Genomic DNA, 20,861 nt, shown 5'->3' on the forward strand with positions numbered 1-20,861 from the left:
GGCCGCGCATTCTACATCGTTCGAGCCGGCTTGCGGCTGGCGGGCGTTCTCGTTATAAGTCTCGGCACTTTTAGTGACAAGCCGTTGTATGCCGACATGAGCCAAACCGACCCGCTAGACCAAGATCCCGTGTTCCAGTTGAAGGGCAGCATGCTGGCCATTACGGTGCTGGAGCTGGCCCGTAACGACCTCGACAGCCTCGATCGGCAGTTGGCCGCCAAAGTCGCCCAGGCGCCGAACTTTTTCAGCAACGCGCCGCTGGTTCTGGCGCTGGACAAACTGCCGCCAGGCGAAGGCGCGGTTGACCTGCCGGGACTGATGCGTGTGTGCCGCCAGCATGGCCTGCGCACCTTGGCGATCCGCGCCAGCCGCATCGAAGACATCGCCGCCGCCATCGCCATCGACATCCCGGTGTTGCCACCTTCCGGTGCCCGTGAGCGGCCGCTGGAAATGCCTGAACCCGTCGTCGCGAAAAAACCGGAAAAGCCGCCTGAGCCGACCATCAAACCGACGCGTGTAATCACCACGCCAGTACGTGGTGGCCAACAGATATATGCCCAGGGTGGCGATCTGGTGGTGGTGTCCTCGGTCAGTCCGGGGGCGGAACTTCTCGCCGATGGCAACATCCATGTATACGGCCCGATGCGTGGCCGTGCGTTGGCCGGCGTCAAGGGTGACACCAAGGCACGGATTTTCTGTCAGCAATTGAGCGCTGAACTAATCTCCATCGCCGGGCATTACAAGGTTTCCGAAGATTTGCGCCGCGATCCACTGTGGGGCTCCGGTGTACAGGTCAGCCTGTCGGCCGACGTGTTGAACATCATTCGGCTTTAACGGATACTGCCGCATTTTCCAAGCATCTCTAAAACGTAGCGAAAACGGCTCAAACGAAGTAGGAAAAAGGATCAGGGAGTGTTTGCCACCGGCAAGCGCCTCCTCAAGCCGAATTCCAGCCAAGGCTGTCCGACTGCAGTAGTTTTCAAGAGATGTTTTTCAGGGGCTAAAAAGTCCTTCTTCCTTAGGGGTGAAACACCTTGGCCAAGATTCTCGTGGTTACATCCGGCAAGGGTGGTGTGGGTAAGACCACCACCAGCGCCGCTATCGGTACCGGCCTCGCTCTGCGCGGCCACAAAACTGTAATCGTCGACTTCGACGTGGGCTTGCGTAACCTTGACCTGATCATGGGTTGCGAGCGCCGCGTGGTGTATGACTTCGTCAACGTGGTCAACGGCGAAGCCAACCTGCAACAGGCTCTGATCAAAGACAAGCGCCTGGAAAACCTCTACGTACTGGCCGCCAGTCAGACCCGCGACAAAGACGCGCTGACCGTCGAAGGCGTGGAAAAGGTTCTGATGCAGCTTAAAGAAGACTTCGATTTCGTGGTCTGCGACTCCCCGGCGGGCATCGAGAAAGGCGCTCACCTGGCCATGTACTTCGCTGATGAAGCGATCATCGTGACCAACCCGGAAGTGTCCTCGGTACGTGACTCCGACCGCATGCTCGGCCTGCTGGCCAGCAAGTCGCGTCGTGCCGAGAAAGGCGAAGACCCGATCAAGGAACACTTGCTGCTGACCCGTTACAACCCGCAGCGCGTCAGCGATGGCGAGATGCTCGGCGTTGAAGACGTGAAGGAAATTCTGGCAGTGACCCTGCTGGGCGTTATTCCTGAGTCTCAGGCAGTTCTCAAGGCTTCCAACTCCGGCGTCCCGGTAATTCTCGACGACCAGAGCGACGCAGGCCAGGCATACAGCGACGCCGTCGATCGTCTGCTGGGTAAAGAAAAAGAACATCGTTTCCTCGATGTTACGAAGAAGGGATTCTTCGAGCGCCTGTTTGGAGGTAGGTAATGAACCTTTTTGACTTCTTTCGTGCCAACAAAAAGCCAAGTACCGCCTCGGTAGCGAAAGAGCGTCTACAGATCATCGTGGCGCATGAGCGCGGCCAGCGCAGCACGCCGGATTACTTGCCAGCCTTGCAGAAGGAACTGGTGGATGTGATCCGCAAGTACGTCAACATCGGTAACGATGACGTGCACGTAGCGCTGGAAAGCCAGGGCAGTTGCTCGATTCTGGAACTCAATATCACCCTGCCAGACCGCTAGTCGGTCCGGCAGTCGCCACGGCGGCTCAGGGCTCTTTCGATATCGGAAGAGTCCTGAGCCGCCGTTGGCATTTGTTACGAGGCTGTTTTAATGCCGCTGTCCAACATCCGCATCATCCATCAGGACGCCGCCGTACTGGTGGTCGACAAACCGACCCTGTTGCTCTCGGTGCCTGGCCGCGCCGATGACAACAAGGACTGCCTGATTACCCGCTTGCAGGAAAACGGCTACCCGGAAGCACGAATCGTCCATCGTCTGGATTGGGAAACTTCGGGCATCATTTTGCTCGCGCGTGACCCCGACACCCATCGCGAACTGTCGCGCCAGTTTCACGACCGTGAAACCGAAAAGGCCTACACCGCCCTCGCCTGGGGTCAGCCGGAACTGGACAGCGGCAGCATCGATCTGCCGCTGCGCTACGACCCGCCGACCAAACCGCGTCATGTGGTTGACCACGAATTCGGCAAACACGCGCTGACCTTCTGGCGTGTACTCGAACGTTGCGGCGACTGGTGCCGTGTCGAGCTAACTCCGATCACCGGCCGCTCGCACCAATTGCGCGTACACATGCTGTCGATCGGTCACCCACTGCTCGGCGACGGGCTCTACGCCCACGAACAAGCGCTGGCTGCATGGCCGCGTCTGTGCCTGCACGCCAGCATGTTGAGCTTCACCCATCCACAAACCGGCGAACGCCTGCGCTTCGAGTGCCCGGCTCCGTTCTGACTGACACCGCGCCTCCCATGTAGGAGTGAGCTTGCTCGCGAAAGCGGTATTGCATTCAACTTTAATGCTGACTGATCAACCGCTTTCGCGAGCAAGCTCACTCCTACAGGGATCCGGTGCGGATTCAATTCCCTGGCCGATGCGTTAAACTCCCGGCCATTGCTGTCTGGAGCTTCTTATGCGCGAAGAGTTGAACCAAGGCCTGATCGACTTCCTCAAGGCCTCCCCTACCCCGTTCCACGCCACCGCCAGCCTTGTTCAACGTCTGGAGGCCGCCGGTTTTGTGCGCCTCGACGAGCGTGAGACGTGGAACATCGAGGCCAACGGCCGCTACTACGTCACCCGTAACGATTCCTCGATTGTCGCGATCAAAATGGGCCGCAACTCGCCACTGTACGACGGCATCCGTCTGGTCGGCGCGCACACCGACAGCCCATGCCTGCGAGTCAAACCGCAACCGGAACTGCAACGTCAGGGCTTCTGGCAACTGGGCGTCGAAGTCTACGGCGGCGCATTGCTCGCGCCGTGGTTCGACCGTGACCTGTCGCTGGCCGGCCGTGTGACCTTCCGCCGTGACGGCAAGGTCGAGAGCCAGTTGATCGACTTCAAGGCGCCGATCGCCATCATTCCGAACCTGGCCATTCACCTCAACCGTGAAGCCAATCAAGGCTGGGCAATCAACGCCCAGACCGAACTGCCACCGATCCTCGCGCAATTTGCCGGTGACGAGCGCGTGGATTTCCGCGCAGTGCTCACCGATCAACTGGCTCGCGAACACGGGCTCAACGCCGACGTGGTGCTCGATTACGAGCTGAGTTTCTACGACACGCAAAGTGCGGCGGTGATTGGCCTCAACGGCGACTTCATTGCCGGTGCGCGCCTCGACAATCTGCTGTCGTGCTACGCCGGCTTGCAAGCCTTGCTGACCACCGACACCGAAGAAACCTGCGTGCTGGTGTGCAACGATCACGAAGAAGTCGGCTCTTGCTCGGCCTGCGGTGCCGACGGCCCGATGCTCGAACAGACTCTGCGTCGCGTGTTGCCTGAAGGTGACGAGTTCGTCCGGGCCATTCAGAAGTCCCTGCTGATTTCGGCCGACAACGCCCACGGCGTGCACCCGAACTACGCAGAAAAGCACGACGCCAACCACGGCCCGAAACTCAATGCCGGCCCGGTGATCAAGGTCAACAGCAACCAGCGTTACGCCACCAACAGCGAAACAGCCGGTTTCTTCCGTCATCTGTGCATGGCCGAAGAAGTCCCGGTACAAAGCTTCGTGGTGCGCAGCGACATGGGCTGCGGCTCGACCATCGGCCCGATCACCGCCAGCCACCTGGGCGTGCGCACTGTCGATATCGGCTTGCCGACATTCGCCATGCACTCGATCCGCGAACTGTGCGGCAGCCACGACCTGGCCCACCTGGTCAAAGTGCTGAGCGCGTTCTACGCTTGCCGCGAATTGCCGTAATCTCTGAAAAAATCGCCAGCAGGCTGGCTCCCACATTGAATTGCATTTCAAATGTGGGAGCCAGCCTGCTGGCGAAAAGGGCAGTTCAAGCTACACAAATTTACCGTCGCGGTGACTCAACTCTGATACACATCACCACCGGTCGAGCAAAACCGACCTAGACTTAAATCATCCCTTTGACAAGGCTGTCGCCATGATCTCGATGTCTTCGTTTCACTCCATGCTCATTCCAATCCTGACCGGGATGATCCTGTTGGCCATCGGCTTCAACTTCCGCGACAAGAACGCTGGCGTGTTCGCCATGTGGATCGGCATGCTGATGATTCTGGCTACCGTGGTGTACAAGATCCTCGCCAAACTCAACGAATAACACCCAAGCGGCTCGCATTGATTTTGGCGGGCTCGTACACTCGTTCGATCCGCCCCTTGCGAGGTTGACCGCCTAGTGTTCGCTCGTCTTTTAGCTTTGCCCTGTGTGTTGCTTGTTTGCCTGATGACATTGTTGCCAATGACGTCAGCCCAGGCCGTCGGTTTACCGAGCCTGCTCAACTCGCAAAAAACCCAGCCCCAGGCGCAAGAGCCGCTCGGCCAGTCCCTCGACGAAGTCATCAAGTCGCTGGAAAACGATCAGCAACGCACCCAGTTGCTCAACGATCTGAAAAAACTGCGCGACGCCACCCAGAAAGCCCAGGCTTCCCCGGAGGAAGGCGTACTCGGGCTGATCGGCGGCACGCTGGCCAGTTTCGAGAAACAGTTCACCGGCAATGACAGCCCGCTCAATCGCTGGTCCAACGAATTCAATCTGGCCAAAGACGAACTGTCGGCGCTGATGCTACCGGCCAGCGAATGGCTGCCGATCATCTTCGCTTTCGCGGTGATCCTGATGGTCTGGAGCCTGCTCGCCGCCGCGTTGATCTGGCTCGGGCACCGGGTGCGCATGCGCTTCGGCCTGACCGAAGAACTGCCGCAACACCCCAAGGCCCTCGACATGCTGCGCTTCGCTTTGCGTAAGCTTGGGCCATGGCTGATCGCGCTGGTGATGACCGTTTACATGAGCTACGCACTGCCGTCGTCACTGGGCAAAAGCCTGGCAATGGTGCTGGCGTATGCGCTGGTGGTCGGCACCTGTTTCTCGGCGATCTGCGTGATTGCCTTCTCCTTGCTCGACGGCCCGCACCGGCATCGGGCGTTGTACATCCTGCGTCATCAGGCCTTCCGGCCGTTGTGGCTGATCGGCAGCTTCGCCGCGTTTGGCGAAGCGTTGAACGATCCACGCCTGGTCGAGAGCCTCGGCGTGCATCTGGCACACACCGCCGCGACGATCACCAATGTGCTCGCGGCAATGTTCACCGGGCTGTTCATCCTGCGCTTCCGGCGTCCGATTGCGCACCTGATCCGCAACCAGCCACTGTCCCGGCGCCTGACCCGCCGTGCGCTCAGCGACACCATCGATATCCTTGGCACCTTCTGGTACATCCCGGCGCTGGTGTTGGTCGGCATCTCGTTGTTCGCCACGTTCGTGTCTGCCGGCGATACCAGCACCGCATTGCGCCAGTCGCTGATCTGCACCGTGCTGCTGGTGATGTGCATGGTGATCAACGGCCTCGTCCGCCGCCATTCGCTGAAACCGCAACGCGGACCGAAACGCCACGCGCTGTATTCGGAACGCCTGAAAAGCTTCTTCTATACGCTTGCCCATCTGCTGGTGTGGCTGACGTTTATCGAACTGGGCCTGCGCGTCTGGGGCAAATCGCTGATCGGTTTCGCCGAGGGTGAAGGACACGACGTCAGCGTCAAACTGTTCAGCCTGATCGGCACGCTGATTTTTTCCTGGCTGATCTGGATACTCGCCGACACCGCCGTGCACCACGCCCTCACCCGCTCACGCAAAGGCCTGGCCAATGCCCGTGCGCAGACGATGATGCCGCTGATCCGCAACGTGCTATTCATCGCGATCTTCATCATCGCGCTGATCGTCGCGCTGGCGAACATGGGCATGAACGTCACGCCACTGCTGGCCGGTGCCGGTGTGATCGGTCTGGCCATCGGTTTCGGTGCACAGTCGCTGGTCGCGGATTTGATCACCGGTCTGTTCATCATCATCGAAGACTCACTGGCCATCGACGACTACGTCGATGTCGGCGGCCACCTCGGCACAGTCGAGGGCCTGACCATCCGCACCGTGCGCCTGCGTGACATCGACGGCATCGTCCACACGATCCCGTTCAGCGAAATCAAGAGCATCAAAAACTACTCCCGAGAATTCGGTTACGCGATCTTCCGCGTGGCGGTGCCGTACAACATGGAAATCGATGACGCGATCAAACTGATGCGCGACGTCGGCCAGAAAATGCGTACCGATCCGCTGCAACGCCGCAATATCTGGTCACCGCTGGAGATTCAGGGTGTCGAGAGTTTCGAATCCGGGAGCGCGATTCTGCGCGCACGCTTCAAGACCGCGCCGATCAAACAGTGGGAAGTTTCCCGGGCGTTCAACCTGTCGCTCAAGCGCCACCTCGACGAAGCCGGACTCGATCTGGCAACGCCACGCATGAGTGTGCAAGTGATCACGGCAGGCGGTGGTCAGCCGAAGGAATAGCACTCAGGCGAGATACGCGGGTCACAGGCAGGGAAGCCCGACAACAATAATCAAGGAGAAACCAATGCAACTGACGCGTATCGCCCAAGCCCTTTTACTCACCCTGTGCGCCGGCCAGGCCGGCGCCGCGACGATGGAAAGCACCCGCAGCCAAATCGCCGAACAGGCCAAGGCACTCGAACCGGAACTGCTGGAAACCCGCCGCGACATCCACGCCCACCCCGAACTGGGCAACACTGAAAAACGCACCGCCGAACTGGTCGCCAAACAACTCACCGCGATGGGCCTGGAAGTCAAAACCGGCGTCGCCCGCACCGGCGTGGTCGCAATCCTCAAAGGAGCCCTGCCCGGTCCGACCGTGGCCCTGCGTGCGGACATGGACGCTTTGCCAGTCAAGGAAGTCTCCGGCCTGCCCTTCGCCTCAAAAGCCAAAGGCACCTACCTCGACAAAGAAGTCGACGTCATGCACGCCTGCGGCCACGACGCCCACACCGCGATCCTGCTGAGCACGGCGAAAATTCTCAGCGGCATGCGCGACACCCTGCCCGGCACCGTGGTGTTCTATTTCCAGCCCGCCGAAGAAGGCCCAAGCGACTTCATCCCCGATGGCAAAAACACCTGGGGCGCAAAAATGATGGTGCAGGAAGGCGTGATGAAATCACCGAAACCCGACGCCGTATTCGGCCTGCACGTCTGGGCCGGCGTCCCTGCCGGACAAATCACCTACCGCCCGGGCCCGACCCTCGCCAGCTCGGACGACCTGCGGATCAAAATCCTCGGCAAACAAACCCACGCCGGCCGCCCATGGGACGGCATCGACCCGATCACCGTCGGCGCCCAAACCATCGTCGGCCTGCAAACCGTGGTCAGCCGCCGCACCGACATCTCCTCGTTTCCGTCGGTGGTCAGCATCGGCACCATCAATGGCGGCACCCGCTACAACATCATTCCCGAGTCGGTGGACATGAGCGGCACCATCCGCTCCTACGACTACGGTATCCGCCAGAAACTCCACGCCGACGTCCGCCAGACCATCGAGAAAATCGCCGAAAGCGGCGGCGCAAAAGCCGACGTCACCATCATCGAAAAGTACGACCCGACCATCAATAATCCGGCGCTGACGGAAAAAATGCTGCCGACATTGAAGTGGGCGGCCAAGGACGACGTGGTGCAAGGGCCATTGGTGGGCGGCGCGGAAGACTTCTCGTTCTACGCCAAGGAAGCGCCGGGATTATTCGTGTTCCTCGGCGTGACACCGCGGGATCAGGACATGAGCAAAGCTGCGCCGAATCACAATCCGGGATTCTTTGTGGATGAGTCGGCGCTGGTGGTGGGAGTGAGGACATTGGCCTCGTTGGCGACGGATTATTTGTATGCCAATGCGGGGGCGGGCCAATAGGGATGAGGTGACTGTGGGGGCGCTATCGCGAGCAGGTTCGCTCCCACATTTGGAACGTGTGCAGCCTGTCAGAAACAGGTCGGCTGTCAGGGCGCCATCGCGAGCAGGCTCGCTCCTACAAGGGATTGAGTACATCCGCAAGAAACAGGTCGGCTGTCAGGCCGCCTTCGCTGGCAAGCCAGCCCCCACAAGGATTGAGTCCAACCGGTAAACCTATATCGGCAGGCTGAGTGGAGGGATTGATCCGGGGGTGGGAGCGTAGCGACCGTTCGACGAAGTCGAACACATCGAGAGGAGGTGCAGCGAAGCAAACCGGAGACGATGCCCCCGGATCGATCCCGGAGCGAAGGAACCACGAGCCCCAGCGAGCGGGCCGAACGCCGGGGCCTAGCCTTTTGCTTACTTTTCGGCGCTTGGAAAAGTGAGTCGCTGTAAGAGCGAAACCGCCATCGGCGACACCCGCAGAAACGGATATTCACACAGAACCCAATAGCCTGGTCGGCCCACAGGCCGCCAAGGTCAAAGCTCAAACAACATCGACCCCGACATGAATCGCATCATGCCGCCAAAATTCCAGATCACAGTCAATCAACCGCTCATGCTGATCATAATTGACCCGGGCAATCCGCAACCCCGGGCTCCCCACCGAAACCCTTAAAGCCGCCGCCGCATCCACCGAAAGCGAAGTCGGCACAATCTCGAAGCGCACCCGCCCATAGTGCAAATCGTAATGCCGCGCATACAACTCAGTAATCGACTGATTCAAATCAAACTCAAGAATCCCCGGAAAAAACTGCGGATTCAAATAATGCTCCACATACAACACCAACCGCCCATCAATGCGCCGCGACCGACAAATCTGAATCACGCTCGACAACGCCGGCAACTGCAACCACGCACACACCGCCGCCGAAGCCGGTTGCAGCCGCGCCGAAATAACCTCGGTCGAAGGCTCCCGCCCCTGCGCACTGACCATCGCGTGAAAGTGACTGCGCTGCATCAGGTTGTACGCCAGACGCGGCGGCGAAACGAACCAGCCACGCCGCTCCTCGCGATAAATCTGCCCCTGAGCCTCCAGTTGCAACAACGCCTCGCGCACAGTAATCCGCGTCGTGCCAAACAACTCACTGAGCTTGCGCTCGGCCGGCAACTTACTGCCCGCAGCCAACAACCCGTGATCGAGCTGCTCCTGCAATACCTGGCCAATGGCTGTCACCGCTTTTGTTGCCTCATCGCGCATCAACGTTACCTATCTGGACTAGACCAGCACTGTTTCGGGGCAAAACCGAACGACCCGCAAGTCGTTTCGAGGTGTTGCAAGCCTAGGCAGTGCAGATGACCGAGAGATGACAATCCTGCTGAACGGTCGCGCTAACGGCTTGCAATACATCGGCCAAGTCCCTTGCCTGCCGGGGCTTTGAGCATGGTCTACGCTTAGCTGGCACTCGCCAATAATAGGCAAAAAACCGGTCTGGCGCGGGGTCACCGACATCAAAGTGTCATCCAGTCCCCTTAAATTGGCTCAGGTATTGCTGACCTAGACCAACACAACCGCAATCGCAGCGTAGAAGACGACCCAAGGAGCTTCGGAATGAAACAGCTTTTCCTGGCATCACTGTTAGGCTCGACCATCGCTATGTGCACCGCCGCCATGGCTGCGGATACCGATTTGAAAACCCTGGAAGCCGCTGCGAAAGCGGAAGGTGCCGTCAACAGCGTCGGCATGCCCGATGACTGGGCCAACTGGAAAGGCACCTGGGAAGACCTGGCCAAGACCTATGGCCTGAAACACATCGACACCGACATGAGCTCGGCGCAGGAAATCGCCAAGTTCGCCGCCGAAAAAGACAACGCCAGCGCCGACATCGGCGACGTCGGTGCAGCGTTCGGCCCGATTGCGGTCAAGCAAGGCGTGGTGCAACCGTACAAGCCAAGCACTTGGGATCAAGTCCCGGCGTGGGCCAAGGACAAGGACGGCAACTGGGCGCTGGCCTACACCGGCACCATCGCGTTCATCGTCAACAAGAAGCTGCTGCACGGTTCGGAAGTACCCACCAAATGGGCTGACCTCAAGGGCGGCAAATACAAGGTTTCGATTGGTGACGTGAGCACCGCTGCACAAGCTGCCAACGGCGTACTCGCTGCGGCACTGGCCAACGGTGGCGACGAGAAAAACATCCAGCCGGCCCTGCTGTTGTTCGCAGACATTGCCAAACAGGGACGTCTGTCGATGGCCAACCCGACCATCGCCACCATGGAAAAAGGCGAGATCGAAGTCGGCGTGGTCTGGGACTTCAACGGCCTGAGCTACAAGGCCAAGATGGCCAACCCGGATGACTATGTGGTGCTGATCCCGTCCGACGGTTCGGTGATTTCCGGCTACACCACCATCATCAACAAATACGCGAAAAACCCGAACGCCGCCAAGCTGACCCGCGAATACATCTTCAGCGACGCCGGCCAGACCAACCTCGCTCGCGGCAACGCCCGCCCGATCCGCGCCGAGCATCTGCAACTGCCGGAAGACGTGAAAGCCAAACTGCTGCCGAACGAGCAGTACAAAAAGGTCACGCCGATCAAAGACGCCGATGCATGGGAGAAAACCTCCAAGGCCCTGCCGCAGAAGTGGAACGAAGAAGTCATCGTAGAGATGAAATAAAGCTACAGATCACCTCTGCGTGATCTGCAACAAATCCCTGTAGGAGTGAGCCTGCTCGCGATAGCGGTCGAACATTCAACAACACTGTTGACTGACCCGGCGTCATCGCGAGCAGGCTCACTCCTACAAGGGATCTCGGTTGAATTTTCTGTTTCGCGGAGTTTTTGCCCCTATGAAGCACAACGTCATCCTTGTCGTGCTCGACGGCCTCAACTACGAGGTCGCGCGCCACGCCATGGGGCATCTGCAGGCTTATGTTGGCGCAGGACGCGCCGCGCTCTATCAATTGGAGTGCGAGTTGCCGGCCCTGTCCCGACCGCTTTACGAATGCATCCTGACCGGCGTGCCGCCCATCGACAGCGGCATCGTCCACAACAACGTTTCACGCCTGTCCAATCAGCGCAGCATCTACCACTACGCGCGTGATGCCGGCCTGAAAACCGCTGCGGCGGCCTATCACTGGGTCAGCGAGTTGTATAACCGTTCGCCGTTCGTGGCTGCGCGTGACCGCCATACTGACGATCCAGCGCTGCCGATTCAGCACGGGCATTTCTACTGGAACGACCACTATCCGGATTCGCATCTGTTCGCCGATGCTGAAAACCTGCGCCTGCGCCATACGCCGAACTTTCTGTTGATCCACCCGATGAACATCGACGACGCCGGGCACAAGCACGGCCTCGACACCCCGCAGTACCGCAACAGCGCCCGCTCGGCGGACATCATCCTCGCCGACTATCTGCAAACGTGGCTCGACGCCGGCTATCAGGTCTTGGTGACCGCCGACCACGGCATGAACAACGACCGCTCGCACAACGGCCTGCTGCCGGAAGAACGCCAGGTGCCGCTGTTCGCTCTCGGCGACGCCTTCAGCCTGAACAATGACGCAGCTCCGAAGCAGACCGAGATCTGCGGCACGGTCTGCGAACTGCTCGGCGTACCCCACGACAAACCTGTGTGCCGGGAGCTGCTCAAGTGAACTCGATGATTCGTGGTAAATGGCTGGCAGCCCTGTGTCTGGTGCCCTTCGCGCTGTTCTTTATCGTGTTCGAAATCGCCCCGCTGGTCTGGGTGATGATCAACAGCCTGCAATCGGAAGAGTTCGGTTGGGGCATCGCCAACTTCAGCAAGATCTTCAGTTCGAAGTTCTATCTGCAAGCGATCCAGTACAGCCTCGAGATCAGTTTCTGGTCCAGCGTGTTCGGCATCATCATCGCGGTGCTGGGCGCGTACTCGCTGCGCCGGGTCGACTCGAAGTTGCGCAACTTCGTCAACGCCTTCGCCAACATGACCAGCAACTTCGCCGGCGTGCCACTGGCCTTCGCGTTCATCATTTTGCTCGGGTTCAACGGCAGCTTCACCATCATGCTCAAGCAGGCCGGGATCATTCAGGACTTCAACCTGTACTCGAAAACCGGGCTGATCATTCTTTACACCTACTTCCAGATTCCACTCGGCGTGCTGCTGCTCTATCCGGCATTCGATGCCCTGCGCGAAGACTGGCGCGAGTCCGCTGCGCTGCTTGGCGCCAACGGCTGGCAGTTCTGGCGCCATATCGGTCTGCCGGTGTTGACCCCGGCGCTGCTCGGCACTTTCGTGATCCTGTTGGCCAACGCCCTCGGCGCTTACGCCACGGTGTACGCGCTGACCACCGGCAACTTCAACGTACTGCCGATCCGCATTGCGGCAATGGTTTCCGGGGACATTTCACTTGATCCGAACATGGCCAGTGCGCTGGCCGTGGTGCTGGTGGCGTTGATGACCATCGTGACCGTCGTGCATCAACTGCTGTTGAAGAGGAGCTACCATGTCTCGCGCTGAATCCGGCCCGGCCGGCATCTACCACCGCGTCGTGGTCTACCTGCTGTTCGCCATCCTGCTGCTACCGCTGGCGGGCACGCTGGTGTATTCGATTGCCAGCAGTTGGTCAGCGACCATCCTGCCCAGCGGTTTCACCTTCAAGTGGTACATCCAGTTGTGGAGCGATCCACGCTTCCTGCACGCCTTCGGTCAGTCGCTGCTGGTCTGCGTCGGCGCGCTGATTCTGTCGGTGGTGCTGATCCTGCCACTGCTGTTCGTCGTGCATTACCACTTTCCGAAACTCGATGCGCTGATGAACATCCTGATCCTGCTGCCGTTCGCGGTGCCGCCGGTAGTGTCGTCGGTGGGGCTGTTGCAGCTCTATGGTTCCGGGCCTATGGCGATGGTCGGCACGCCGTGGATTCTGATCGGTTGCTACTTCACCGTGGCGCTGCCGTTCATGTACCGGGCGATCACCAACAACCTGCAAGCGATCAACTTGCGCGACCTGATGGACGCCGCACAACTGCTCGGCGCCAGTACCTTTCAGGCGGCGATCCTGGTGGTGCTGCCGAATCTGCGCAAAGGCCTGATGGTCGCGTTGCTGCTGTCGTTCTCGTTCCTGTTCGGCGAATTCGTATTCGCCAACATCCTCGTCGGCACCCGCTACGAAACGTTGCAGGTTTATCTGAACAACATGCGTAACAGCAGCGGTCACTTCACCAGTGCGCTGGTGATCTCCTATTTCCTCTTCGTGCTGGTCCTGACCTGGGTCGCCAACATCTTGAACAAGGACAAAAGCGAATGAGCTATGTCAGCGTCCAACACCTGCAAAAAAGTTACGCCGGTACCCCGGTGTTCAGCGATATCGACTGCGAAATCCAGAAGGGTGAATTCGTTACCCTGCTCGGCCCGTCCGGTTGCGGCAAGTCCACGCTGCTGCGTTGCATCGCCGGCCTGACAGCGGTCGATGGCGGCAAGATCCTGCTTGATGGCGTCGATATCGTGCCATTGACCCCGCAAAAGCGCGGCATCGGCATGGTGTTTCAGAGCTATGCGCTGTTCCCCAACATGACCGTCGAGCAGAACGTCGCGTTCGGCCTGCGCATGCAAAAGGTCAACGCCGACGACAGCCACAAACGTGTCACCGAAGTGTTGAAACTGGTTGAACTGAACGACTTCGCCAGCCGTTATCCGCATCAGCTTTCCGGCGGACAGTGCCAGCGTGTTGCCCTCGCCCGCTCGCTGGTGACTCGACCGCGCCTGTTGCTGCTGGATGAACCGTTGTCGGCGCTGGACGCACGGATTCGCAAACACCTGCGCGAACAGATCCGGCAGATCCAACGCGAACTCGGCCTGACCACGATCTTCGTCACACACGATCAGGAAGAAGCGCTGACCATGTCTGATCGCATTTTCCTGATGAATCAGGGAAAAATCGTACAAAGCGGCGACGCCGAAACCCTGTACACCGCGCCGGTCGATGTCTTTGCCGCCGGGTTCATCGGCAACTACAACCTGCTCGACGCCGACAGCGCCTCGAAACTGTTGCAACGGCCGATCAACCACCGTATCGCGATTCGTCCGGAAGCCATCGAACTGAGCCTCAATGGCGAACTCGATGCACAAATCCGCAGCCACAGCCTGCTGGGTAACGTGATCCGTTATCGGGTCGAAGCACGCGGTGTGGAATTGGTGGTGGACGTGCTCAACCGCTCTGCGGCAGACCTGCACCCGGACGGCCGACGCCTTGCACTTTCCATCGATCCGACGGCCCTGTGTGAGGTAGCCTGATGACTTTGCTGACGTTGAAGAGAGAATCGTACTGATGGCCCTGGCAATTTTTGATCTGGACGAAACCCTGATCCACGGCGACTGCGCCACCCTCTGGAGCGAGCAGATGGGGCGCCTGGGCTGGGTCGACCCCGAGTCGTTCATGCGCAAGAACAACGAACTGATGGACGCCTACAGCCATGGCAAATTGCGCATGGAAGAGTACATGGACTTCAGCCTGGAGCCGTTGATCGGCCGCACGCCGGAAGAAGTCGATCATCTGGTCGGCCCGTGGGTGGAAGATTTCATCGAGCCGATCATCTTCAGCGATGCGACCAAAACCATCGCCGCTCATCGCAAGGCGGGTGACCGGATTCTGGTGATCTCGGCGTCGGGCACGCACCTGGTACGCCCGATTGCCGACCGATTGGGTATCGACGAGATTCTGGGGATCGAACTGGAAGTCGCGCATGGCGTTTACAGCGGCCACACCGTCGGTACCCTGACCTACCGCGAAGGCAAAATCACCCGGTTGCTGGAATGGCTGGATGCTGAGGAAGAGAATCTGGAGGGCGCGAGTTTTTATTCCGACTCACGCAATGATCTGCCGTTGTTGCTGAAGGTAGATTTCCCGCATGTGGTGAACCCGGACCCGGTGCTGCTCGAGCACGCCGAAAAGGCCGGCTGGCCGATCCATCTCTGGAAATGACAAAGATTTAATGTGGGAGTGAGCCTGGTCGCGATAGCGGTTTATCAATCAGCATTGATGTTGACTGAATAGGCGCAATCGCGAGCAGGCTCACTTCTACAGGGTTTCAATGCTGTCAGCTCAGACTTTCGTCAATCACCAACACCACTTTCCCCGAAACGGTATTGCTCGCCAGCTCGGCAAACGCCGCCTCGGCATCTTTCACCGGGAAGGCTTTCGCCAGTTGCGGGCGCAGTCGCCCCTCGGCAAACAGCGGCCATACATGCTGGCCCAGATCACTCAGCAGATCAGCCTTGAATTGGTCGTCACGACTGCGCAACGTCGACCCCAGCAATTGCACCCGTTTGGCCAGCACCTGCGCCAGGTCCAGTTTCGCCTCGCGACCGCCCATCAAACCGATCAACACCCAACGGCCGTCCAGCGCCATCAACTTCAGGTTCAGCGCTGAATAATTGCCGCCGACCGGATCGAGGATCACATCGAACGGGCCGAAATCACGCAGGCCCTCCAGATCATCGGTGCGCACCACGCCGCCCTGGGCTCCCAGCGCCTCACAGTAAGCCAATCGCTCGGCAGAACCGACGCTGACCCAGCACGGGTTGCCAAATGCCTTGCACAGCTGAATAGCGGCTGAACCAATTCCACTTGCTCCGGCGTGCAAGAGAACTTTCTCACCCGGTTTGAGCGCAGCCAGCTGAAACACATTCAGCCAGACCGTTGCATAAACCTCGGGTAATGCTGCGGCCTCGATCAGCGACACACCTTCGGGAACCGGCAGCACGTGCCGTCCGTCGACGACCACCTCTTCAGCCATCCCGCCCCCGGCCAGCAAGGCGCAAACGCGGTCACCGACCTGCCAGGAAGACCCGGCGCCGACCTCGCTGATGACCCCGGAGCACTCAAGACCGAGCACCTGACTCGCCCCTGGCGGCGGCGGATAAAGACCCGCCTTCTGTAATAAATCGGCGCGATTGAGTCCGGCTGCCGACACTCGAATGCGAACTTGTCCTACATCACACGTAGGACTCGGCTCTTCAACCCATGTCACTTGACCTTCAACGCCTTGCAATGCCTTCACAGTGCCTCCATAGTGAGTCTGGACTGAGCCCGAAGCTGTAGCGCCGGGCTTTTTGCATTATGCGACCGGCTCTCGTAGATCCGGCGACTTCAAAGACGGCCTAATATGCGTTATCAATTGTCCCCGCGTCGAATCAGCATGAAGCATTTGCTCCCAAGCACCGCCCTAGCTCTTTTCATCGGTATCGGCCTGTTGCCGGTATCGGGCAGTTCATTCGCAGCCAACAGCTGGGACAACTTGCAGCCTGATCGCGATGAAGTGATCGCCAGTCTCAACGTCGTCGAGTTGCTCAAGCGTCACCACTACAGCAAGCCGCCGCTCGACGATGCGCGCTCGGTGATCATCTACGACAGCTACATCAAGCTGCTGGACCCGTCGCGCAGCTATTTCATGGCCAGCGACATTGCCGAGTTCGACAAGTGGAAGACGCAGTTTGACGACTTCCTCAAGAGCGGCGACCTCAACGCCGGTTTTACCATCTACAAGCGCTATCTGGACCGCGTCAAATCGCGTCTGGACTTCGCCATTGCCGAGCTGAACAAAGGCGTCGACAAGATGGACTTCACCACCAAGGAGACCTTGCTGATCGATCGCAAGGACGCCCCTTGGCTGACCTCCACCGCACAACTGGATGACCTGTGGCGCAAACGCGTCAAGGACGAAGTGCTGCGGATGAAGATCGCCGGCAAAGAGCCGAAGCAAATTCAGGAAACCCTGACCAAGCGCTACAAGAATCAATTGTCGCGTCTGGATCAGACCCGTCCGGAAGATATCTTCCAGGCGTACATCAACACCTTCGCCATGTCTTACGACCCGCACACCAACTATCTGTCGCCGGATAACGCGGAAAACTTCGACATCAACATGAGCCTGTCCCTCGAGGGCATCGGCGCCGTGTTGCAGAGCGACAACGACCAGGTGAAAGTCGTGCGTCTGGTGCCTGCCGGCCCTGCCGACAAGACCAAACAGGTTGCACCGGCCGACAAGATCATCGGCGTGGCCCAGGCCAACAAAGAGATGGTCGACGTGGTCGGCTGGCGTCTGGACGAAGTGGTCAAACTGATCCGCGGCCCGAAAGGCACCGTGGTGCGTCTGGAAGTGATTCCGGCCAGCAATGCGCCGAACGACCAGACCAGCAAGATCGTGTCGATCACCCGTGAAGCGGTGAAGCTCGAAGACCAGGCCGTGAAGAAGTCCATTCTCAACCTGAAACAGGACGGCAAGGACTACAAGCTCGGCGTGATCGAGATCCCGGCCTTCTACCTCGACTTCAAGGCGTTCCGTGCCGGCGATCCGGACTACAAGAGCACCACTCGCGACGTCAAGAAACTCCTGACCGAGCTGCAGAAAGAAAAAGTCGACGGCGTGGTCATCGATCTGCGCAACAACGGCGGCGGTTCCCTGCAGGAAGCGACCGAGCTGACCAGCCTGTTCATCGACAAGGGCCCGACCGTACTCGTGCGTAACGCCGATGGCCGCGTTGACGTGCTTGAAGATGAAAACCCGGGTGCGTTCTACAAAGGCCCGATGGCGTTGCTGGTCAACCGCTTGTCCGCATCGGCTTCGGAGATCTTCGCCGGCGCCATGCAGGACTATCACCGTGCGCTGATCATCGGTGGCCAGACCTTCGGTAAAGGCACCGTGCAGACCATTCAGCCGCTGAACCATGGCGAACTGAAACTGACCCTGGCCAAGTTCTACCGGGTATCCGGCCAGAGCACCCAGCATCAGGGCGTACTGCCGGACATCGACTATCCGTCGCTGATCGACACCAAGGAAATCGGCGAGAGCGCTCTGCCGGAAGCCATGCCTTGGGACACCATCAAGGCTGCGATCAAGCCGGCAGCAGATCCGTTCAAACCGTATCTGGCTCAGCTCAAGTCCGAGCATGACACTCGCACCGCCAAGGATGCCGAGTTCGTGTTCATCCGCGACAAGCTGGCACTGGCGCAAAAACTGATGGAAGAAAAAACCGTCAGCCTTAATGAAGCCGACCGTCGTGCCCAGCACGCCGACATCGACGCCAAGCAACTGGTGATGGAGAACATCCGTCGCAAAGCCAAAGGCGAAGAACCGCTCAAAGAGCTGAAGAAAGAAGATGACGACGCCCTCGCAGCCGCCGAGCCGGACAAGGTAAAACCGGAAGACGATGCCTACCTGAGCGAAACCGGGCGCGTTCTGCTGGATTACCTGAAGCTGAGCAATCAGGTGGCAAAGAAGTAAGGTGATGGCAATTTAATGCTGACGATCCCCGGATCGTCATCAAACAGTCATCATTCTGTCGTGCAATAAAGGACTGGGAGCCTCTCTTGAAAAAGAGCGCTCCCAGTCCTTTTTTTATCGCCAGAGATTGCCATGACCACGACCGAACAGCTGAGTGCCTTGAGCTCGATCCTGACTCAAAGCGGTTTACACAGCCTGTTTCAGCCGATCATTTGTCTTTCTGAACGACGCATCCTCGGCTATGAAGCCCTGACTCGCGGCCCGTCCAACAGCCCGCTGCACTCGCCTATCGCACTGTTCGCTGTGGCGCGTCAGGCCGGACGCTTGAGCGAACTTGAGATCGCCTGCCGTCAAAGCGCTTGCCGCCGTTTCAACGAACAGCAACTGCCGGGCAAACTGTTTCTCAACGTCTCGCCTGAGTCCCTGCTTGAAGCCGCGCATCAGCCGGGACGCACGCTGCAACTGCTACAGGATTTCGGCATCCCACCGAGCCAGGTGGTAATCGAACTGACCGAGCAGACGCCCATCGACGACTTCCAGCTGCTGCAAACAGCACTGCATCACTACCGCGCCATGGGTTTTTCCATCGCACTGGATGATCTAGGCGCCGGCTATTCGAGCCTGCGTCTGTGGTCGGAGCTGCGACCGGATTACGTGAAGATCGACCGGCATTTCATCGACGGCATTCATCAGGACGCCCTCAAGCGTGAGTTCGTCGGATCGATCCTGCAAATCGCCAAGGCCTCCCGGGCGCAGGTCATCGCCGAAGGCATCGAACTGCCCGAGGAGCTGGCGGTGCTGACCGAGATGGGCGTCGATCTGGTACAGGGTTATCTGCTGGGCCGACCGCAGGAACATCCACCGCGAGATGCGCGAGCACTGATGCCGAAACACGACACCAGCACCGTGGCGCTGAATGACGAAGGCAGCGACCTCAGTGCCCTGCTCAACGAGCAACCTGCCGTGGCCCGCGACACCCCGACCGCCACTGTGCTGGAGGCCTTTCGTCGTCAGGCCAACCTCAACTCGCTGGCGGTGCTCGATGAGCAAGGGCAGCCGTGCGGCATCGTCCATCGGCATTCGTTGTCCGATGCGCTGCTCAAACCCTTTGCCACCGACCTGTTCGCCCGCAAACCGATCAGCCGCTTGATGAACGACGACTTCCTCGCCGTGGAAATGAGCCAGTCGCTGCAACAGGTCAGCCGACTGATCACCAGCCGCGCCCGGCAACGCATCGAAGAAGATTTCATCATCACCCTCAACGGCGGCTACCTCGGCCTCGGCCGAGTGATCGACGTACTTAAACTGATTACCGAACTGAAAATCCAGCAGGCCCGCTACGCCAATCCGCTGACCCTGCTGCCCGGTAATGTGCCGATTCAGCAATGCCTGACCCGCCTGCTGCAACAGGCTAGGGAGTCAGTGATCTGCTACGTCGACATCGACAGCTTCAAACCCTTCAACGACATCTACGGTTACGGCCGTGGTGACGAAGTATTGTTGTGTCTGGCGCAATGCCTCAACGAACGCGTCGACCCTTCCCGCGACTTCGTCGGCCACATCGGCGGCGACGACTTCCTGCTGGTCCTCGGCCCGGAAGAGTGGCGCAAACGCCTGAACCAACTGCTCGACGACTTCCAAAGCCAATGCCGCCGCTTCTACCGCCCCGAACACCTTGAGGCTGGCTGCTTTATCGCGCCGAACCGCCAGGGTGCGCGGCAGGAGTTTCCGTTGTTGTCGCTTTCCATCGGTGTGGTGCATCTGCATCCCGAAGCGTGCGCAGAACTGGATGCGAGTCAGTTAGCGGAAATGGCTTCGCAGGCGAAGCATCACGCGAAGAATATTCCGGGGTATAGCGTGCATGTGCTGGACAGCCTGAATAATCCTAATCACCAAAAATTGTTTGCCAAATCTTTCCTATGAAGATTGTTCTTCAATCTCAGCTTTCTGAAGGTCATCTCTCCACTCAATATTGGCAAGTCTGAATATGTCCTGAAAAAAATCTCTGAAACTCTTCATTTCATCCCATCCATCAGGAAATGATGAATAGGCTTCGGGGTCGTATTGAAAAAATGAACCAAAATCATAAGACTCCTCCTGAAGTGCCTGCTTTAAAGACCTCATCATTAGAAATCTATGCATGTATGATCGATTCATAGGCAAGCAATATTTACGAATTAATTCTTCCCTATCAACTGGATCATCGGGATTGAATTTTTCAAGCTCTTCGCCCAACGTTTCTTCACGATCATAAATATCAAAACAAGCCAAAAAATAAGCTGGCGTTGGCACATATGGCTTCATCGTTCCTGGATCAATAAACATA

Annotated in this window: 19 protein-coding genes; 16 read left to right on the forward strand and 3 right to left on the reverse strand. The window is 58.8% G+C overall.

Translation table 11 applies throughout. The annotated features are described in order from the left end of the window. Window positions 1-96 precede the first annotated feature (96 nt). From minC to ACTWLJ_RS27165, 8 genes are all read left to right on the forward strand, one after another. Window positions 97-834: a septum site-determining protein MinC gene (gene minC, locus ACTWLJ_RS27130; RefSeq protein ID WP_445179198.1), complete on the forward strand. Its 738-nt coding sequence runs from the start codon at window positions 97-99 to the stop codon at window positions 832-834. 200 nt (window positions 835-1,034) lie between these two features. Beyond that, complete coding sequence (gene minD, locus ACTWLJ_RS27135; RefSeq protein WP_445179199.1) at window positions 1,035-1,847, forward strand: septum site-determining protein MinD; 813 nt, start codon at window positions 1,035-1,037, stop codon at window positions 1,845-1,847. Continuing rightward, the gene (gene minE, locus ACTWLJ_RS27140) at window positions 1,847-2,101 is read left to right on the forward strand and encodes a cell division topological specificity factor MinE (RefSeq protein WP_003223146.1); all 255 of its coding nucleotides are present in this window, start codon (window positions 1,847-1,849) and stop codon (window positions 2,099-2,101) included. Before minD ends, minE begins: the two co-directional genes overlap by 1 nt. Before the next feature lie 90 nt (window positions 2,102-2,191). Continuing rightward, on the forward strand, window positions 2,192-2,827 hold the full coding sequence (locus tag ACTWLJ_RS27145) for an RluA family pseudouridine synthase (RefSeq protein WP_003223144.1): 636 nt from the start codon (window positions 2,192-2,194) through the stop codon (window positions 2,825-2,827). 178 nt (window positions 2,828-3,005) lie between these two features. After that, window positions 3,006-4,295 (forward strand): M18 family aminopeptidase, encoded by a 1,290-nt coding sequence (locus tag ACTWLJ_RS27150; protein ID WP_401219360.1) that lies wholly within the window; start codon window positions 3,006-3,008, stop codon window positions 4,293-4,295. Between the two features lie 220 nt (window positions 4,296-4,515). After that, window positions 4,516-4,665, forward strand: coding sequence for a hypothetical protein (locus ACTWLJ_RS27155; RefSeq protein WP_401219365.1), 150 nt, complete (start codon window positions 4,516-4,518; stop codon window positions 4,663-4,665). Between the two features lie 75 nt (window positions 4,666-4,740). Then, on the forward strand, window positions 4,741-6,894 hold the full coding sequence (locus ACTWLJ_RS27160) for a mechanosensitive ion channel family protein (protein ID WP_445179200.1): 2,154 nt from the start codon (window positions 4,741-4,743) through the stop codon (window positions 6,892-6,894). A 64-nt stretch (window positions 6,895-6,958) separates the two neighbouring features. Beyond that, window positions 6,959-8,293: an amidohydrolase gene (locus tag ACTWLJ_RS27165; protein WP_445179201.1), complete on the forward strand. Its 1,335-nt coding sequence runs from the start codon at window positions 6,959-6,961 to the stop codon at window positions 8,291-8,293. A gap of 526 nt (window positions 8,294-8,819) precedes the next feature. Here the strand turns inward: ACTWLJ_RS27165 and ACTWLJ_RS27170 are convergent. Continuing rightward, a complete protein-coding gene (locus tag ACTWLJ_RS27170) occupies window positions 8,820-9,533 on the reverse strand; it encodes a UTRA domain-containing protein (protein WP_201227334.1) in 714 nt (237 codons plus the stop codon). 351 nt (window positions 9,534-9,884) lie between these two features. On the opposite strand from ACTWLJ_RS27170, the gene ACTWLJ_RS27175 reads away from it, so the two are divergent. From ACTWLJ_RS27175 to ACTWLJ_RS27200, 6 genes are all read left to right on the forward strand, one after another. Further along, window positions 9,885-10,952 (forward strand): ABC transporter substrate-binding protein, encoded by a 1,068-nt coding sequence (locus tag ACTWLJ_RS27175; protein WP_401219352.1) that lies wholly within the window; start codon window positions 9,885-9,887, stop codon window positions 10,950-10,952. A 172-nt stretch (window positions 10,953-11,124) separates the two neighbouring features. Further along, complete coding sequence (locus ACTWLJ_RS27180; RefSeq protein WP_445179202.1) at window positions 11,125-11,931, forward strand: alkaline phosphatase family protein; 807 nt, start codon at window positions 11,125-11,127, stop codon at window positions 11,929-11,931. A gap of 5 nt (window positions 11,932-11,936) precedes the next feature. Next, window positions 11,937-12,773: an ABC transporter permease gene (locus ACTWLJ_RS27185; protein WP_445181426.1), complete on the forward strand. Its 837-nt coding sequence runs from the start codon at window positions 11,937-11,939 to the stop codon at window positions 12,771-12,773. After that, window positions 12,760-13,560, forward strand: coding sequence for an ABC transporter permease (locus tag ACTWLJ_RS27190; RefSeq protein ID WP_401219347.1), 801 nt, complete (start codon window positions 12,760-12,762; stop codon window positions 13,558-13,560). The genes ACTWLJ_RS27185 and ACTWLJ_RS27190 overlap by 14 nt, the downstream gene beginning before the upstream one ends. Continuing rightward, window positions 13,557-14,546: an ABC transporter ATP-binding protein gene (locus ACTWLJ_RS27195; RefSeq protein ID WP_445179203.1), complete on the forward strand. Its 990-nt coding sequence runs from the start codon at window positions 13,557-13,559 to the stop codon at window positions 14,544-14,546. The genes ACTWLJ_RS27190 and ACTWLJ_RS27195 overlap by 4 nt, the downstream gene beginning before the upstream one ends. 34 nt (window positions 14,547-14,580) lie before the next feature. Next, on the forward strand, window positions 14,581-15,234 hold the full coding sequence (locus ACTWLJ_RS27200) for an HAD family hydrolase (protein WP_401219342.1): 654 nt from the start codon (window positions 14,581-14,583) through the stop codon (window positions 15,232-15,234). A gap of 115 nt (window positions 15,235-15,349) precedes the next feature. Here ACTWLJ_RS27200 and ACTWLJ_RS27205 read toward each other — a convergent pair whose 3' ends face one another. Next, on the reverse strand, window positions 15,350-16,312 hold the full coding sequence (locus tag ACTWLJ_RS27205) for a zinc-binding dehydrogenase (RefSeq protein WP_445179204.1): 963 nt from the start codon (window positions 16,310-16,312) through the stop codon (window positions 15,350-15,352). Window positions 16,313-16,450: 138 nt separating this feature from the next. Here ACTWLJ_RS27205 and ACTWLJ_RS27210 point away from each other — a divergent pair, with 138 nt between their 5' ends. Then, entirely contained in the window at window positions 16,451-18,535 is a 2,085-nt protein-coding gene (locus tag ACTWLJ_RS27210) for a carboxy terminal-processing peptidase (protein ID WP_401219338.1), read from the forward strand. Window positions 18,536-18,667: 132 nt separating this feature from the next. Then, on the forward strand, window positions 18,668-20,458 hold the full coding sequence (locus tag ACTWLJ_RS27215; RefSeq protein WP_445179205.1) for a bifunctional diguanylate cyclase/phosphodiesterase: 1,791 nt from the start codon (window positions 18,668-18,670) through the stop codon (window positions 20,456-20,458). Here ACTWLJ_RS27215 and ACTWLJ_RS27220 read toward each other — a convergent pair. Then, window positions 20,453-20,860, reverse strand: a complete 408-nt coding sequence (locus ACTWLJ_RS27220; protein ID WP_445179206.1) for a hypothetical protein — start codon at window positions 20,858-20,860, stop codon at window positions 20,453-20,455. The two genes, ACTWLJ_RS27215 and ACTWLJ_RS27220, sit on opposite strands and share 6 nt — an antisense overlap. Between the last annotated feature and the right edge of the window lies 1 nt (window position 20,861).

Source organism: Pseudomonas sp. McL0111 (genome assembly GCF_052567255.1).